This is a genomic window from Shewanella sp. HL-SH5, from assembly GCF_051163755.1.
Lineage (GTDB): Bacteria > Pseudomonadota > Gammaproteobacteria > Enterobacterales > Shewanellaceae > Shewanella > Shewanella glacialimarina.
The window spans coordinates 3,750,266-3,766,018 of sequence record NZ_CP195038.1 but is presented as its reverse complement, the minus strand read 5'-3'; the positions used below and the strand labels follow the sequence as shown (position 1 = coordinate 3,766,018).

Here is a 15,753-nt window from a genome sequence, read left to right as displayed (position 1 = left end):
CTGCGGGTTGATTAGATTGAATAAAGAGAATATGAATGCCTTTTTTATCGCAAGTTGAGCAAAGCTTATTTCAAGGTGGACTGACAATCGATGGCCTGCAAGATTATTTAGCCATCATTCATCAACATCAAATTGACTTCTCTGATCTGTATTTTCAAGGCAGTCGCCATGAGTCCTGGGTGCTAGAAGATGGCATCATTAAAGAAGGCAGTTTTCATATTGAGCGGGGTGTGGGCGTGCGCGCCATTACCGGCGAAAAAACCGGTTTTGCCTATGCCGATGAAATTAGCCCTGCAGCATTAGATGCCGCAGCACGAGCGGCCCGCGGTATAGCTATTGCCGGTGAACAGCACAAAGTCAAAGCCTTTAGCCGCACTAAAACCATTCAACTGTATGATAGTGCAGACCCTATCGCGGCGATGGATGAAGTTAAAAAAATTGATTTGTTAAAACAAGCGGACGCGTATATTCGCAGCTTAGACAGTCGGGTTATTCAAGCCGTGGTCAGTTTATCTGGCGTGCATGAAGAAATTCTAGTGGCTGCCAGTGACGGCACTCTAGCTGCTGATGTACGCCCATTAGTGCGTTTTAACTGCAGTGTTATTTTAGAAGAAAACGGCAAGCGTGAACGCGGCAGTGCTGGTGGCGGTGGTCGACATGATTACAGCGTATTTTTAACCACAGACGATGCAGGGCTGCCACACAGTTTTGAGTTTGCCCGTGAAGCGGTACGTCAGGCACAAGTTAACATTCATGCCGTCGATGCCCCTGCCGGCGAAATGGCTGTGGTGTTAGGTAATGGTTGGCCAGGAGTATTATTGCATGAAGCGGTAGGGCATGGCTTAGAGGGTGACTTTAACCGTAAAGGTAGCAGTGCTTTTAGTGGCAAAATAGGTCAGTCAGTCGCATCAAGCTTAGTGACCGTTGTTGACGATGGTACGATGAAAAATCGCCGTGGTTCATTAAGTATTGATGATGAAGGTGTACCCACTCAAAAAACCACCTTGATTGAAAACGGTATCTTAAAAGGCTATATGCAAGATAAGCTTAACGCCCGATTAATGGGTGAAAAGTCCACAGGTAACGGTCGTCGTGAGTCCTATGCACACTTACCTATGCCTCGTATGACTAACACTTATATGGAAGCAGGCCAATCTGATCCTGCCGATATTATTAAGTCGGTTAAAAAAGGCATTTATGCGCCTAATTTTGGCGGTGGGCAAGTGGATATTACTTCAGGTAAATTCGTGTTCTCAGCTTCTGAAGCCTATTTGATTGAAAATGGTGAAGTGACTAGAGCGATCAAAGGTGCCACGTTAATTGGCAATGGCCCAGAAGCTATGAGTCAAATCTCTATGGTGGGTAATGATCTTGCTTTAGACAAAGGTGTGGGTGTGTGTGGTAAAGACGGTCAAAGTGTGCCTGTTGGTGTGGGTCAGCCAACCTTAAAGTTAGACAAGCTCACTGTAGGCGGTACGGCTTAATTTATCGCCATAATTGATGTCATCGTCCACCTCAAACGGGATTGTGTTTGAGGTGGATTATATTCATAACAGCAAGCTTAACTGTTCAGGTCCAAGCATAAACTGCCTCTAAAGGGAGTTAAGTGCACAGACTTAACATCTATAGCCATTAGAGAGTGGCAGTAATCAAAGAGTCGGTTATAATTCATTTATATTCTTAGAGTAAAAACTCTACACGGTGATGAACGACATGGAACTACAGATTAGCTCACAGCAAGTTTTCGCGACTTCTACACTGACCCGTTTGTCTGGGTTCATCAAGGCTGCTGTTATTTTACTGCTGGCCAGCGTCAACCATGTGAGTGCAGCGCAAGATCCTCAAACTTCCCCTATAGGTATTGCTCAAACACAAGCTTCGAGCACCATGAGCTTTGAGCAGGCATGGCAAAACTTATTAAAAGTGAGCGACACCTTACAAGCCAAACAACAGCAAGTGAATCGCGCACAAGCGAAACAAGATGCGGGTAAGTCATTAAATTATCCTGCTGTCGATATTGCTGGTTCTTATACCCATTTAGAAAAACCAATTGAGCTGGATTTAATGGACTTAAATCCGATAGTCGGTCTTGACCCAGCGCAATTGCCACCCGCAATAGGCGGTATGTTAGCCACCATTCCCGCATCAGCGTTTGTCACCCCTTTTACCGAGCAAGATGTGTTTCGCTCAAGCCTACAAGCTATGTGGCCAATTTATACCGGGGGCAGAATTACCGCTGCTCAAGGTATTCAAGCTGCCCTGGTTGTTGAAGAGCAACAGCAACTAGCGTTAAGCCAGCGTGATTTATTTACCCAGCTGGTTGACCGCTATTACGCGGTGGCAGTGACCCAAGCACTAGCTGATACTCAATATCAATTAGTTGAATCACTAACAATGCATGAAGATCATGCTAGAAAGTTAGAGCAGCAAGGCCAAATTGCCAAAGTTGAACGCTTAAATGCCCAGGTCGCATTAGAGAATGCCAAAGTCAATTGGACCCGTGCCAAGCGTCAATATGAAATGACCGAAATAGCCCTTGCCAGTATGATGCATCAGCGACAAATTTCACCGACATCGGCTTTATTTATCCTTAATACTCAACCTGCTTTGTCTCGCATGAGTCAATTAACTTTATCGACTCATCCAGCGCTAAAATTGCTCGAGGCTAAAGAAGTGCAAGCCAATGGCCTAGTGGATTTAGAGAAGGGCAGCTATTACCCAACGGTATTTCTATACGGCAATTACACCTTATACGAAGATGACAGCTTATTTTCACAGGTGGAACCCGATTGGATGGTTGGCGTTGGCATAAAAGTGCCACTATTAAGCCGTGATGGTCACAGTGGTAAGGTGCAAGCTGCCAAAAGTGCCTTGTTACAAGCAAGACACACCAAAGCACAAACTCAACTTGATTTAAGCCTACTGGTCGAACAGCAGTACCGCCAAATGATGCAAGCCATTGAAGAGATTGATGCTTTAGATATTTCATTAGCGTTAGCAGAGGAAAACCTGCGCTTACGTGAGCTCGCTTTTAATCAAGGACTATCGACATCCATTGACAGGGTCGATGCCGAGCTTAAATTAGCAGCGGTTAAAACCCAGCAGTTAGGTGCTAAATACCGTTACCTACAAACCTACGCCAAGTTGATGGCGATTAGCGGTCAGTTAGATGAGTTTATTGCACGAACCAGCCCAGTTATCACTTCACCGGAGAACAATAATGCGAGTAAATAAGTTTTTAGCGGTCATCGCATTATGTTTTCTGGGAGTATTTCTAGCTTATGGGCTTTGGCTGGCCTACACGCCTAAGCCACAGACGCTACAGGGCCAAATTGAAGCGCGCGAATACAATGTGTCATCCAAGGTACCGGGACGCGTTGAGCAAGTGATGGTTCGCCGGGGTGATTTTGTGACTCAAGGTGATTTGTTATTTGCCATTAGCAGTCCTGAACTGGATGCGAAATTGATGCAAGCAGAGGGCGGTCGAGATGCCGCTGAAGCAATGCAAACCGAAGCGCAAAATGGTGCCAGACAACAAGAAATTACCGCTGCTGAAGAGCAATGGCGCAAAGCCAAAGCGGCTAATCAGTTAATGCAAGCCACTTATCAGCGGGTAGAGAATTTATTCACCGAAGGTGTCGTTGCTAGACAAAAGCGCGATGAAGCCTATACCCAATGGCAGGCTGCAAGATATACCGAACAAGCCGCATTGGCGATGTTTCAAATGGCACAAGAGGGGGCGCGGGTAGAAACCAAAGCCGCAGCGGCGGGTAATGCACGCATGGCTGAAGGCGCGGTACGTGAGGTCAATGCCATTATGGCCGATAGCCAGATGCGTTCGCCTAAAAATGCTGAAGTCAGTGAGGTGTTATTGCAAGCGGGTGAATTAGCCCCAAGTGGTTTCCCTGTTGTTAGTTTGATAGACATGCAAGATTCATGGGCTATTTTACAGGTTAGAGAAGATCAATTAGCCGATTTTAAACAAGGGCAGCTAATTAAACTGACTGTGCCAGCTTTACAGCAAACCTATGACTTTACTGTCGATCATGTCAGCGTGATGGGGCATTTTGCTACCTGGCGTTCAACAGAAAGTGGCCATGACTTCGATATGCGCACTTTTGAGGTTGAATTAACCCCAGTAACTCCTATTGCGGATCTTCGTGTCGGTATGTCTGTACTGTATCAATATGACGCTGAGTAATCATGCTAACCATGATGGATTTCGTTAAGCGAGAGTGGCGGACACTGTGGCAATCACCTTGGCAATTAGCCTTAGTGACCTATATTCCTATTGTGAGTGTACTGTGCTTATGGTGGTTATTCAGCGCCGGATTGCCCAGGCAATTACCCGTTGCGGTAGTTGATTTAGACAATAGCCAAATGTCCAGAATGCTCACCCGAAAAATGTCGGCCAATGCAGTGATGAAACTAGAGTCATATGGACAATTAGATCTCGCCATCAAGGACATGCGCGAAGCGAAAGTGTATGCAATGGTGGTGATTCCTTATCAGTTTAAATACCAATTATTGACCTCAAAATCTCCTACAATTGATATTCGTTACAACAGTCAATATTTGCTGGTGGGTAAACTATTATCTAGCCAAATACAGATGAGTTTAGGTGCCGGACTGTTTAAAAGTGCTGAACAAAAGCTATTAATGAGCGGCGTCAATCATGCCAGTATTGCGGTAAACCTATCGCCAGTAACGAGTCAAACTACCGCCTTATTTAATCGCAATAATAACTATGTTGGTTTTTTGGTGCCGCCAGTGTTAATCGCACTATGGCAATTACTGGCCATGATGGTGTTTTCTAATGCACTGAACAAAGAGCTGATTACGGTAAATAATCAAGTCACCTTACCGCAGGATTTGTGGATAAAAGTATTGGCTAAGTGCGCAGTATTTTTACCCATCATGCTATTGCACAGTAGTTTTATTTTATTGTTATTGTACCAATATTTACAGCTACCTTACGCGGGTGAATTAGGGGTACTCATCATCGCCCAAGCCATTATGCTAATAGCGTTATGGTTAATAGTGACGATGATCTTCCTGATGATGAAAGATTCGGCTCGCTGTGTCAGTTTTTGTACCGCATTATTTGCCCCAGCCTTTGCTTTTATGGGGATAACATTTCCGGTCAATGAAATGCCAGAATTGGCTCAATATTGGCGCTTGTTAATGCCATCGAGCCATTATATTGATTCCCATGTCAGTGTGGTGAGTTACGGCGCAGACAGCGCCTTAGTCTTGCAGCAACTGTCTTCCTATTGGATGTTTATTTTCATTCTTCCTGTAATAGTTGGGTTATGGCATCGCGCACCTAAATCATCAGGTGACACACTGGATACAGGCTTGCTGGATAGCAGCTCGTCAGTAAAGTCGGAGTTTATATGACATTTTGGGCGCTTTATTTTGCTGAATGGCGATCACTTCTAGCCGATAAAGCCATTGTGGTGACCCTATTTGGTGGCGTGGTGTTTTACTCTGTGTTGTATCCACTTCCCTATTTGCATCAAGTGCCTACCGAACAAACCATTGTGGTAGTCGATCAGGACAACTCTTCGCTGAGCCGAAAGTTAACCCGCCATGCCGATGCCAGCGCCAAAATTCATATCATCGCCCATGCCAATAGTATTGACGAAGCTAAACAGCTTATACAGCAAGGTAACGCCCACGGCTTATTGGTTATTCCCGAAGGATTTAGACGCAATTTACTCTTAGGCAAAGGCGCTACGCTGAGTTATGGCGGTGATGCCAGTTACTTTTTGATTTACTCAGCCGTTGCTGAAGGGTTAGTAGCAGCAGGGATGGATGCGGGTAAGCAAGTGCAACTAATGGGTTTATTAGCCCGTGGTGAAAACCCTACACTTGCAGATCAAAATATCAATTCGGTCAATATTAACGCCGTGCCGGTTTTTAATCCTAGTTTGGGTTATACGCCTTATGTTGTGCCTGGGTTGTTTATATTGATTTTGCATCAAACATTACTCATTGGTACAGGTATTTTAGGGGCAGGGCAGTGGCGCAAAAAAGGCTACTGGCAGCAAGTATCACCTATGGCAATATTCAGCGCGAGAATGGCGATGTTTGTCAGTTTATATAGCGTATTTAGCAGCTTTTATATTGGTTATTGTTTTTATGCTTATCAGGTCACTGTACTTGGAACATTAGCAGAAACGGCACTAATGCTGCTGCCCTTTTTATTGGCAACAACCGCTGCAGGTATTACATTAAGCTGCCTGTTTACCCGACGTGACTTACCGACTCAAATCTTTTTACTGTCATCAATGCCAATCTTGTTTGTTGCAGGTTTCGTGTGGCCAATAGCATTAATTCCAGAGCCACTCGTGTGGATGTCACAGGTTATTCCAGCCATTCCTGCAATTAATAGCATGTTGACGTTGAATCAAATGGGCGCAGACTGGTCGGCAATAATGCCGCAATGGTTACAAATGTGGTTGATGTTTGCGGTGTTTAGCGGGTTGGCTTTAGCGGGTATTAGACGTCGCCAAAAAGAAGTAAACCAGGCACATTAACAAGTAATGATATCTTGTATAGGCAGTGCTAAATTGAGGTTGAAGTTAACTTAGCTCTTAGGTAAGAGCTAGACACAAAGGTAGTTTAAATTGATTAGGCATAATCATCATAATCACCTCATTCATCATCACTAAGCACTTATATCGGCTCCTAACAAAAAAGCCCACCGAAGTGGGCTTTTGGAGTTAGATAGCTAGACACTAAGTGTCAGCTCAATCTGCATTTGCTAAGTTTGACTACAGCAAAGTTACATTAAAGTTGGTTTCAGTGATAATGCCGCCTGGGGTGGTCACTGTTACCGTGACCCTACTGACTCCCGTTACACCGTTATGTTTTAATATGAATGAAGTGCTAGTACCACCGGCAAGCGTGCGGTTAGGCACAGTATAACCGTTAAATAACACCTCGCCCTCAGTCGCGGTAACTGCGACTGTAGTGTTGGCAGGTAATATTTGGTTAGCAGTATCGGTAAGCTTAATTGTGAATGTTGAGAGGCCATTGACAGCGATAGGGGTAATATTACTAAAGTTAGTATTTAGCGCCGTGCCATCTTGGTTAAATTGCATCACTGCAGTTGAACCAGACATAGTAAGCACAAAAGCCTTACGGATATAGGTTTTATTGGCTTGACCTATCCCGCATATGCCGTCATTGCGAAGACATTGTGGTCCATTAAATTTAGCGTCGGGACCAGTGTAGGTACTGGCTAAAGTGTTAAAGAATTTTTCGCTGGAATCAAAAGCACCCGTCTCATTATCATCTCTAAACGCGTCGCCTAAATCGATAAAGCCAGCTGGGTGATAAGTTTCAATGTCCATACCATTACCTTTACAGGCAACTGGATTATTGCTGGCATTTAAACAAGCTAATGCAATTGCACCACCATCTTCATCACCAAACATATTATCGCCATCGGTATCAAAGAAAGTTTCATGGCCTAGTGCATAGGCTAAAATTGTCACCCTATTATCAGTGACTCTCGGGTTGGCTGATGTCCAGCTGACGTTACAGGTTCCACCTTTAGTAGAGCAAGAGGGCTGTATTTGGCCGCCTTCAGCGGTGAAGTTAACCACAGTGTCGTCGGGCGCAGGGTTCCCAAAACTATCTGATGCGTAAACCGTAATAGTGACTTGCTTGCCATTTTGATTGCCTGCCTCTGGGTTATATTCCGAGGGTGAAATACTGAAGCCAAGCTGCTGTGGTAAACCAGTATTTACCGTTAACTGTTCAGATTGGCTGGTAATGACTTCATTAGTGTCGATGTCGGTTGCTTTGGCGACGACCCGCACAGGCGTTGGTACAGTACCTGATAATACTCGAACGCTGGCTAGACCCTGTGTATTAGTAATACTTTTATCGGTTTGCTGGCCATTTGCAAAGCTTAAGCCGCCTATTACAGTATCAAGATTGAAGTTGACGGTTTGCTGCGCAGTCGGTTGACCATTGGCACTGGTGACCATAAAAGTCACTAATGATGACTCGCTTGAGCCAGTACCTCCAGCGCCTTTAATGCGAATCTGATCTGGCTCTGCAGAAATAAAGCTTAAGCTTGCTAAGGTTTGACGGCTTAAGGTGAAGTCTATACTCGCCGTTAATGCAGTGGTACCAACCATTGCTGTTGCAATGATTTGATCGCTACGTTCACTATTGCCGCTGCAACTGGTATCAGAAAAAGTCGCACCAGCACTGCCTGATAACGTTGTTACAGGCGAGTCTAAACTGGCCTTGTTATTAGTTGAGCAATCTGAGCTAAAGGCCACGCTAGTCGGTGTTTGTAAACGGCTAAAAGTGCCATCGCTATTGTCGGAAACAATGGTGGCTGTCACGCCAAATGTGCCGCCGGCGCTGACTTTATAAATACCGTTAGTATCTGTGGGTAATGTGGTGTTCAGTTCACCTTCATAAAATTCGGTAGCAGATACCCAGCGACCCATTTTTAACAAACCTGTTTGGGCGACATCATCTGCGGTTAACACTTCGTAAAAACTTGAGCTAGTGACCATCTTGCCTTGGTAATTAGTGCTCACCGCTAAGGTGCTGGCACCTAAATCTGTTACGGCGGGTGTATAGCTCACCACAGCTTTACCGCTACTATTAGTGAGCGCTGTTGCGGGTGATAAGCTGGCACTGCCGGCAGTAAAAGTCACCAATTGATCGGCGATACCTTGGTTACTGCTGTCTAATAGGGTGGCTTGTAACTGAACCGCTTCATCAACCTTAAAGCGTGTGACTGTGCCCGAAGCATGGTTAATACTGGCTGAAATGGTGACCGACTCTGTCGTTGGTGAAGTAGTTAACGCTAAAAACTCAAAATTACGACTGGCACTGACCACATTACTATTAGCAGGGTTGAATTGTACGCTTAGCTCTCCTGCATTGGTCGTACTTGAGCTAATGATGGAGCTTGCTTGACCATTAGCATTGGTGAGCTTTGAGGCAGGCGAGGCACTGCCAAAAGGTAGAACAAAATTGACTAGTTGTCCCGATGCGAGTGTATTGCCATTTTTGAGGGTGGCAACCGCACAAAATTGTTCATTAAGATAAAATGATTGCTGGCTTGTTGCGTCGCTACATTGCCCATCTACAACCGCCTGAAAACTTAAGCTAATGGCATAGTTTTCTGTGGTTGTTTCTGTCTCAGTGCCATCAGCGGCTCCATTGCAACCGCTGATAAGTAAAGATGAAGCAAAAATTAATGGAATGCTGCGACTCAAAGTCATTATTCGCATGGGTAACATCCTAGTATTATTGTTATTCAGAATCTAAGGTAAATTGCTGTTTACTACTTACTCAGTCCGTTTAATAACACCCCAGCCAAAAAATGACTAAGTTATTTCACTGCGCAAGTATTTAAACAGTTCTTTGGCTGATTTAGACTCAGGGCCTTGGGTCAGCTCTTTATTGGCTTGACGCACTAATTGACGAAGCTTTTGACGATCAAGTTGTGGATGGTCATCCATCAATGTTTGAACTTCAGTGTCACCATTAGTCAACAAACGATCGCGCATTTTTTCGAATATCTGTATTTGCGCAGCTTCATTATTGTTCTTATTCAACACTTTATCCAGTGCAGCTTCAATAGGTTCGTGATCAAAGTTACGCATTAATTTGCCTATGTACTGCAAATGACGACGATAAGCTTCAGTTTTTTGCTTAATGACTTTGCTTTTTAGCACAGCATCGTACAAAAATTCGTCTAACCCCATTCTGTCTAACTGCGTTTTACTTAGTGCCACCAAACGCATGCCTAACGCCTGCGCCTCTTCACTTTCTTTTTTAAATCCAGTACGGCTGACGTATTCTTCATCGTTGTCATACGGTTGCTGAAAGTGCTCAGAATCACCAACAATTTTCATAATCTTAAACCTCAAATAAATATCTGCTAATGATAGCATTTATTTTGCAGTTGTATCGGGGAAAAAAGGTCAGCAAAACGTGTTGTTATCAATCGTGAAATGAATTTGCTATGCTAGCGTTAATTTAGGCCATTTAAGAGACTATTTGTGACTTCTCATCAAGCACCTCCAGCCACTATTGACAGTGAATTATCGGCATTAAAGCAAGCAGTCAGTGTTGCGCTTGAATACGCCAAAGAATTAGGCACTACTGCGGCGGAAGTCGCCATTAGTAAGCAGCAAGGCCTGTCAGTTTCTACCCGTAATAAAGAAGTTGAGACCGTCGAGTTTAACAAAGATGGTGCTTTAGGGATTACTGTATTCCGTGATGGCCGTAAAGGTAACTCTTCTACTTCAGATTTAAGCCCGGAGGCAATTAGACAAGCGGTTAAAGCGGCCGATGATATTGCCAAATATACCTCTGAAGATCCGTTCAGTGGTCTGGCGGATAAAGCCTTGATGGCACAAGATATTCGTGATTTACAGCTATATCATCCGCAAGCATTAACCGCTGAAGAGTTAGCTGAGTTAGCTATTAGGGCAGAAGAAGCCAGCTTATCAACCGACCGCCGTATAAAAAGCTCCGATGGCGCCACAGCCAATGCCCATACCAGTGCCAAAGTGTATGGCAATAGTCATGGCTTTTTAAATGGCTATTGTAGTTCGCGTTACAGTTTAAGTTGCGTGGCGATTGGTGAAGAGTCTGATGGCAATATGCAGCGCGATTATGACTATACCGTTGCCCGTAAGTATCAAGACTTATTAAGCCCTGAAGCGGTTGGTAAACAAGCAGCCAATAAAACCCTTAGCCGTTTAGATGCACGTAAAATTGCCACCGCGAAAATGCCGGTACTGTTTGCGCCTGAAATAGCCACTGGCTTGATGGGACATTTAATTGGTGCAATTAGCGGCAGTAGTTTGCATCGTAAGTCGAGCTTCTTGCTCGATTCAATTAACACGCAAATTTTTCCTGAGTGGTTCAATATTGAAGAGCAGCCTCACTTAATAGGCGCATTAGCGTCAGCCAATTACGACAGTGAAGGTGTTGCGACTCAAAGTAGAAAAATTATTGATAATGGTTCATTAGCGACCTATTTATTGACCAGTTACTCGGCGCGTAAATTAGGTTTGACCAATACAGGTCACGCTGGCGGTATTTATAACTGGACGCTTAGCCATACAGATCAAACCTTTGATGATTTAATCAAAGCGATGAACACAGGTTTGATTGTCACTGAAGTGATGGGGCAAGGCGTTAATGGCGTAACGGGCGATTACTCCCGTGGCGCTGCAGGGTTTTATGTTGAGAACGGTCAAGTGATGTTCCCTGTGGAAGAAATCACCATAGCGGGTAATTTAAAAGACATGTTTATGGGGATTCAGGGCGTGGGTAAGGATCGTGATTTACGATCGTCGATTCGCACTGGTGGCATTTTACTCAGTGAAATGAAGATCGCAGGTAACTAATACGGTCTGACTGACATGACCGCTAGCAAAAGTGATTTAAATTAAATAAGGGGTAAGTGAAAACTTACCCCTTATTTGTTTTTATTGACGACTAAAGCTTTATTCTATTGAAAACTCATAACGTGAAATATGGTGATAAACTTTATTTGGCATTAGCCAAGCATTACCCGGTAAATCAGGCTGATTAGGTGAGTCTGGTAGCATCTGCGGCTCAATGCATACCGCTTGATGGTCAACTAATATCTGCTGCTTTTTAGCCACTACACCGTTTAGGAAATTAGCACCGTATAACTGCACCCCAGGCTGGTTGGTATACACCGTCATACTGGCACCGCTAACCGTACTGGATAACTTACCAAAACGTTGTAATTCACCCCCGGTATTATCCATTACATAGCAATGATCAAAACCATTGGTTGCAGCAAGCTCTGGGCGTTGTGTTTGTACTGCCATTGAGGTTGTGTGAGCTAAATCTAAATCGCTGCCTGCTGTGGTCAGTAATGCTGTGGGTATACCCACCTCATTCATGGTCAGGTATTGCCTAGCATCAACTTGTATTTGATGGGTAGTATTGGTCACACCGCCGTCTAAATTAAAATAACTGTGCTGGGTGAGGCTAACAGGGCAGGCTTTATCTGTTGTGGCTAACATTTCAACATACAAATTATTACCGACTAATCGGTAATCTAATTGGACTCTGCAGTTGCCCGGAAATCCCATATCGCCATCAGGACTGTGTAAGGTCAAACGCACCCCGTCACTTGTCGTCCCCAGCTGCCAATGCTTATGGTTAAAACCTTCCATACCGCCGTGTAAACAGTTAGTTGCCTGGTTAACACTTAATTGATACTCAGTACCGCCGTGGGACATTTTGCCATTGGCGATGCGATTGGCGTATCGACCTGCAATAGCCCCAAGGTGGGCTGACTGAGCCAGATAATCTGCCACACTGTCACAACCGAGTACCACGTTTTGGCGCTCACCATTTTTTGTCGGTACCCACAATGATCTGATAATGCCGCCTAAACTTAAAATTTCCACTGCGATTGTGCCATTGTCTAAACGGACTCGTTCAACTTCTCCACCGCGGGGATCTTGCCAAGATTCAAGCACACTAAAACGTACCATTGAGGCCTCTCTTATTATGATGTGTTAGATTATTTTCGGGATTATTTGCTTATCCTGCCTGCGCCAGCACTGGCTGAACATAAATGGATTTTGGCTTCTAAGCCTGTTTTTTGGGTGTATTGTTGTTCAACTAAATTGATCACATTATCTGTTAATTCATGCTCGATTAACGCGATAACACAGCCGTCGCTCATACGCACGCCGCCGCGTTCACCTATGTGCTCGGCTATCATTGACACCAATATATCGACTTCAGGTAATATCACTTCAAAATCATCACGCAATGACTGGTGAGATTGCGTCATTAATTGGCTAAAGCGGGCTATATTATTTTGCTCAAAGGCACGGGCAACATTGCTGGCGCGGGTATTTTCAGTGATAACGTGGCGAGCGCGTCTAAATTGCTCAGATGACAAGGTGTCTCTGCGTTGCTCTAGGTATGAGGATGATAAATCGCGTAAGGAATCTAAACCTAATAAATCAGTAATGATGGAACATTCTTTTTTACGTTGCTCAAATTGCATCATAAAGGCTTTACGATTAATGCCGGGGTCAATCACGATAATGCTTAACTCTTCAGGAATTAATACAGTTTCACTTTCTAACTCTAAACAATCAATTAATAAGGCGTGATCTTCAACGGCTAACGCGCTGATCATTTGATCCATAATGCCACAGTCATGGCACATGTATTGGCTTTCACCACGTTGAGATAATTGAGCAATGGCTAATGGAGACAAATGTAATTGGCTGGCATAACTGATGGCTGTGCCAAAAGCCACTTCTAATGCTGCCGATGAAGAAAGCCCCGCGCCCAATGGCACATTGCCCACAATCGCCAAGTCCAAGCCTTTAGCGTGAAGGCCAGAGGTGTGCATCGCTGAGGTGACACCTTTTAAGTAGTTAGCCCAATCGTCATTAGAAGACACAGTGCCTTCTTCGCCAAAGTGCCATTGCTTAATTTGTCCTGGAAAGGCATCTGTTACCGCGCGAAATAAATCATCTTCCCGGTGTTTTACTGCAATTACGGTATGAAAATTAATTGCTGCGGGCAGCACTAAACCTTCATTGTAATCTGTATGCTCACCAATAATATTCACCCGCCCTGGTGCTTGGTATAAATCGTCCGCTTTTGTGCCGAAAGTTTGCACAAATAATTTGGTAGCACGTTGAGCAGGGTTAGACATACTTCAAAAATTTCCGACAGACAGTGATTTAAGTTATTACTTTGATTTATATCACGACTTTGTAGCTGCTGTAACTGAGATTTTTTTCACTATCTGAAAATTGAAAATACGCTGACAAAAACAAAAACGCCCCGAGAAAATTCGAGGCGTTATATATTGACTATTACTAACTTAAATGGCGCAAGTGTTTAGCACTAAACTCGGCTATTATTGGTTGAACTGCTAGTTGAATCAGTGGCATTATCCTGCATTGCCTCACTGGCAACCTGCTCCGCACGGTTAACCTTTTCTTGAGGTTCATCAAGATGCTCGTAAATCACATGATCAACAAAACCAGCACCTGCGGCTTCATAAAGGTTATAGGCACTGTCGACTCCTGCTGCATTAAGGGCTTCTGCATCTTCTGCATATTGTACAATCGCGCTGATTTTTCCACCGTAGTTGAGCTTTTTAAGTTGCTCTACGGCAAACAAATTACCAACGTGATGGGGGATGGCCAGTAATACCAGTTCAAGATTAGGCGCACGTTCTAGTTTTTCCCAAAAGTCAGTGTCACCAGCATCACCTTGGACGACATTACGGCCCTGGCTGCGGTGAAAGTCAACTAACTCCTGTTTATGCTCAATGCCTAATATTTCGCCATCGAAACGCAAACGCAATTCATCATAAGCACCACTACCAATACGGCCCATACCAAAGATTAAAAATCGCGGATTACCAATTTTTATTTGACGATCTTCTGGGTGTAATGGATGTATCTCAAGTTTGACTAAGTGGCTTTGGAAATGCTGATAAATTTTATTCACACTGCTGTTAAGCGGCGCAGCAAACAAAAAGCTAATACTTAAGGCAACGGCAATAATGATTAACCATGATGCTGGCAACCAGCCTTTATGCGCCGCTACTGCGGCGACAATTAATCCAAACTCACTGTAGTTAGCCAGATTAAAAGAGGCTAATAGTGAGGTGCGTGAGCGCAACTTAAAGCGAGTGAGTAAATACATAAACATGGCTATTTTTACTGGTACTAGCATGACTAATATGCCAGCCAAGCCAATATCTGACCAGGTAGGTAGCCCATTTAGGCCTATGGTGAGGAAGAAGGCGACTAAAAATAGTTCTTTAAAGTAGTACATGGATTTAGCTAATTCAGACGACTTTGCATGGCCTGCTAGTAAAATACCAATAATCAATGCCCCTAAGTCGGGCTTCAAGCCTACGGCTTCAAATAACCAAGCGCCGACCACTAATGCCATCACTAGGCCAAACAGCACTAACATTTCACTGTGGCCCACTTTGTCGAACACTTTATAAATAAGCGGTCGAGCAAAGGGTAATAACAATAATCCTAGCGCCCAAATAGAGGGCACATCGCCTTTTGATATGGTTAAAAACACCACAGCGAAGATATCTTGCATAATCAAGATACCAATAGCGACACGACCATACAGTGACTTCATATCACCATTATCTTCGATCACTTTTACCGCAAATACAGTACTTGAAAAGCTTAATGCGAACGAAATAAGCAGTAGTTGATTAAGGGTATAGCCTTCTAGTTGTTCTAACCCCGCCATGCCTAATAATTTTAATATCGGAATGAAAAAGATAATTGAACCAATTAAATGAATGCTAGAAGTGGCCCACACTTCGGCTTTAAATAAGCTTTTTAAATCCAGCTTTAAACCTATTGAAAATAGCAGTAAGGTCACGCCTAAATTAGCGAGTTGTTGTAAAAGAGGCAGGCTGGTGTCTTGAATACCAAAAGTGAATAGCACAAACCCAGCAGCTAAATAACCAATAAGCGGCGGTAAGCCCACTTTACTGACCAAAAGCCCACAGAGTAAGGTGATAATTAATATGGCCGGTTCCATAGCACTCCATCATGGTGAATTAAGGCAAAGATGCTTAACATTGTATAAGAAAAACCAGCATTTGGGGAAAATGATGCTCATAAAACAAAACAAGCGACCTGAGTGAAAAGTCGCTTGTTTACATTGGTAGATGTTTATTGTGTCGATATTGTCACTAGC

General features: G+C 43.9%; 11 protein-coding genes. 6 read left to right on the top strand and 5 right to left on the bottom strand.

What is annotated here, in order from left to right; genetic code table 11:
- Positions 1-35 precede the first annotated feature (35 nt).
- The 5 genes from tldD (at position 36) to ACRWQM_RS16440 (ending at position 6,542) form a co-directional block, all read left to right on the top strand.
- Complete coding sequence (tldD, locus tag ACRWQM_RS16460; RefSeq protein ID WP_434930667.1) at positions 36-1,484, top strand: metalloprotease TldD; 1,449 nt, start codon at positions 36-38, stop codon at positions 1,482-1,484.
- Between the two features lie 403 nt (positions 1,485-1,887).
- Positions 1,888-3,234, top strand: a complete 1,347-nt coding sequence (locus tag ACRWQM_RS16455; protein ID WP_434932049.1) for a TolC family protein — start codon at positions 1,888-1,890, stop codon at positions 3,232-3,234.
- Positions 3,221-4,201 (top strand): HlyD family secretion protein, encoded by a 981-nt coding sequence (locus ACRWQM_RS16450; protein ID WP_434930666.1) that lies wholly within the window; start codon positions 3,221-3,223, stop codon positions 4,199-4,201. The genes ACRWQM_RS16455 and ACRWQM_RS16450 overlap by 14 nt, the downstream gene beginning before the upstream one ends.
- Positions 4,202-4,203: 2 nt before the next feature.
- Positions 4,204-5,400, top strand: coding sequence for an ABC transporter permease (locus ACRWQM_RS16445; RefSeq protein ID WP_434930665.1), 1,197 nt, complete (start codon positions 4,204-4,206; stop codon positions 5,398-5,400).
- Positions 5,397-6,542, top strand: a complete 1,146-nt coding sequence (locus tag ACRWQM_RS16440) for an ABC transporter permease (RefSeq protein ID WP_434930664.1) — start codon at positions 5,397-5,399, stop codon at positions 6,540-6,542. Before ACRWQM_RS16445 ends, ACRWQM_RS16440 begins: the two co-directional genes overlap by 4 nt.
- A 237-nt stretch (positions 6,543-6,779) precedes the next feature.
- Here ACRWQM_RS16440 and ACRWQM_RS16435 read toward each other — a convergent pair whose 3' ends face one another.
- The gene (locus ACRWQM_RS16435; protein WP_434932048.1) at positions 6,780-9,263 is read right to left on the bottom strand and encodes an Ig-like domain-containing protein; all 2,484 of its coding nucleotides are present in this window, start codon (positions 9,261-9,263) and stop codon (positions 6,780-6,782) included.
- 105 nt (positions 9,264-9,368) lie between these two features.
- Entirely contained in the window at positions 9,369-9,899 is a 531-nt protein-coding gene (yjgA, locus tag ACRWQM_RS16430) for a ribosome biogenesis factor YjgA (protein ID WP_226411671.1), read from the bottom strand.
- A gap of 147 nt (positions 9,900-10,046) precedes the next feature.
- Here yjgA and pmbA point away from each other — a divergent pair, with 147 nt between their 5' ends.
- Positions 10,047-11,405, top strand: a complete 1,359-nt coding sequence (gene pmbA, locus ACRWQM_RS16425; RefSeq protein WP_434930663.1) for a metalloprotease PmbA — start codon at positions 10,047-10,049, stop codon at positions 11,403-11,405.
- Positions 11,406-11,504: 99 nt separating this feature from the next.
- On the opposite strand, the gene ACRWQM_RS16420 is transcribed toward pmbA, so the two are convergent.
- The 3 genes from ACRWQM_RS16420 to ACRWQM_RS16410 form a co-directional block, all read right to left on the bottom strand.
- Complete coding sequence (locus ACRWQM_RS16420; RefSeq protein WP_434930662.1) at positions 11,505-12,533, bottom strand: aldose epimerase family protein; 1,029 nt, start codon at positions 12,531-12,533, stop codon at positions 11,505-11,507.
- Positions 12,534-12,574: 41 nt separating this feature from the next.
- On the bottom strand, positions 12,575-13,720 hold the full coding sequence (galK, locus tag ACRWQM_RS16415) for a galactokinase (protein ID WP_434927967.1): 1,146 nt from the start codon (positions 13,718-13,720) through the stop codon (positions 12,575-12,577).
- 194 nt (positions 13,721-13,914) lie between these two features.
- Positions 13,915-15,594 (bottom strand): cation:proton antiporter domain-containing protein, encoded by a 1,680-nt coding sequence (locus ACRWQM_RS16410; RefSeq protein ID WP_434930661.1) that lies wholly within the window; start codon positions 15,592-15,594, stop codon positions 13,915-13,917.
- Positions 15,595-15,753 lie beyond the last annotated feature (159 nt).

Coding starts and splice junctions, on each gene's coding strand:
- ACRWQM_RS16420 (WP_434930662.1), bottom strand. CDS start 12,533: ATGGTACGTTTTAGTGTGCTTGAATCTTGGCAAGATCCCCGCGGTGGA.
- ACRWQM_RS16455 (WP_434932049.1), top strand. CDS start 1,888: ATGAGCTTTGAGCAGGCATGGCAAAACTTATTAAAAGTGAGCGACACC.
- ACRWQM_RS16445 (WP_434930665.1), top strand. CDS start 4,204: ATGCTAACCATGATGGATTTCGTTAAGCGAGAGTGGCGGACACTGTGG.
- yjgA (WP_226411671.1), bottom strand. CDS start 9,899: ATGAAAATTGTTGGTGATTCTGAGCACTTTCAGCAACCGTATGACAAC.
- ACRWQM_RS16450 (WP_434930666.1), top strand. CDS start 3,221: ATGCGAGTAAATAAGTTTTTAGCGGTCATCGCATTATGTTTTCTGGGA.
- ACRWQM_RS16435 (WP_434932048.1), bottom strand. CDS start 9,263: ATGACTTTGAGTCGCAGCATTCCATTAATTTTTGCTTCATCTTTACTT.
- galK (WP_434927967.1), bottom strand. CDS start 13,720: ATGTCTAACCCTGCTCAACGTGCTACCAAATTATTTGTGCAAACTTTC.
- ACRWQM_RS16410 (WP_434930661.1), bottom strand. CDS start 15,594: ATGGAACCGGCCATATTAATTATCACCTTACTCTGTGGGCTTTTGGTC.
- ACRWQM_RS16440 (WP_434930664.1), top strand. CDS start 5,397: ATGACATTTTGGGCGCTTTATTTTGCTGAATGGCGATCACTTCTAGCC.
- tldD (WP_434930667.1), top strand. CDS start 36: ATGCCTTTTTTATCGCAAGTTGAGCAAAGCTTATTTCAAGGTGGACTG.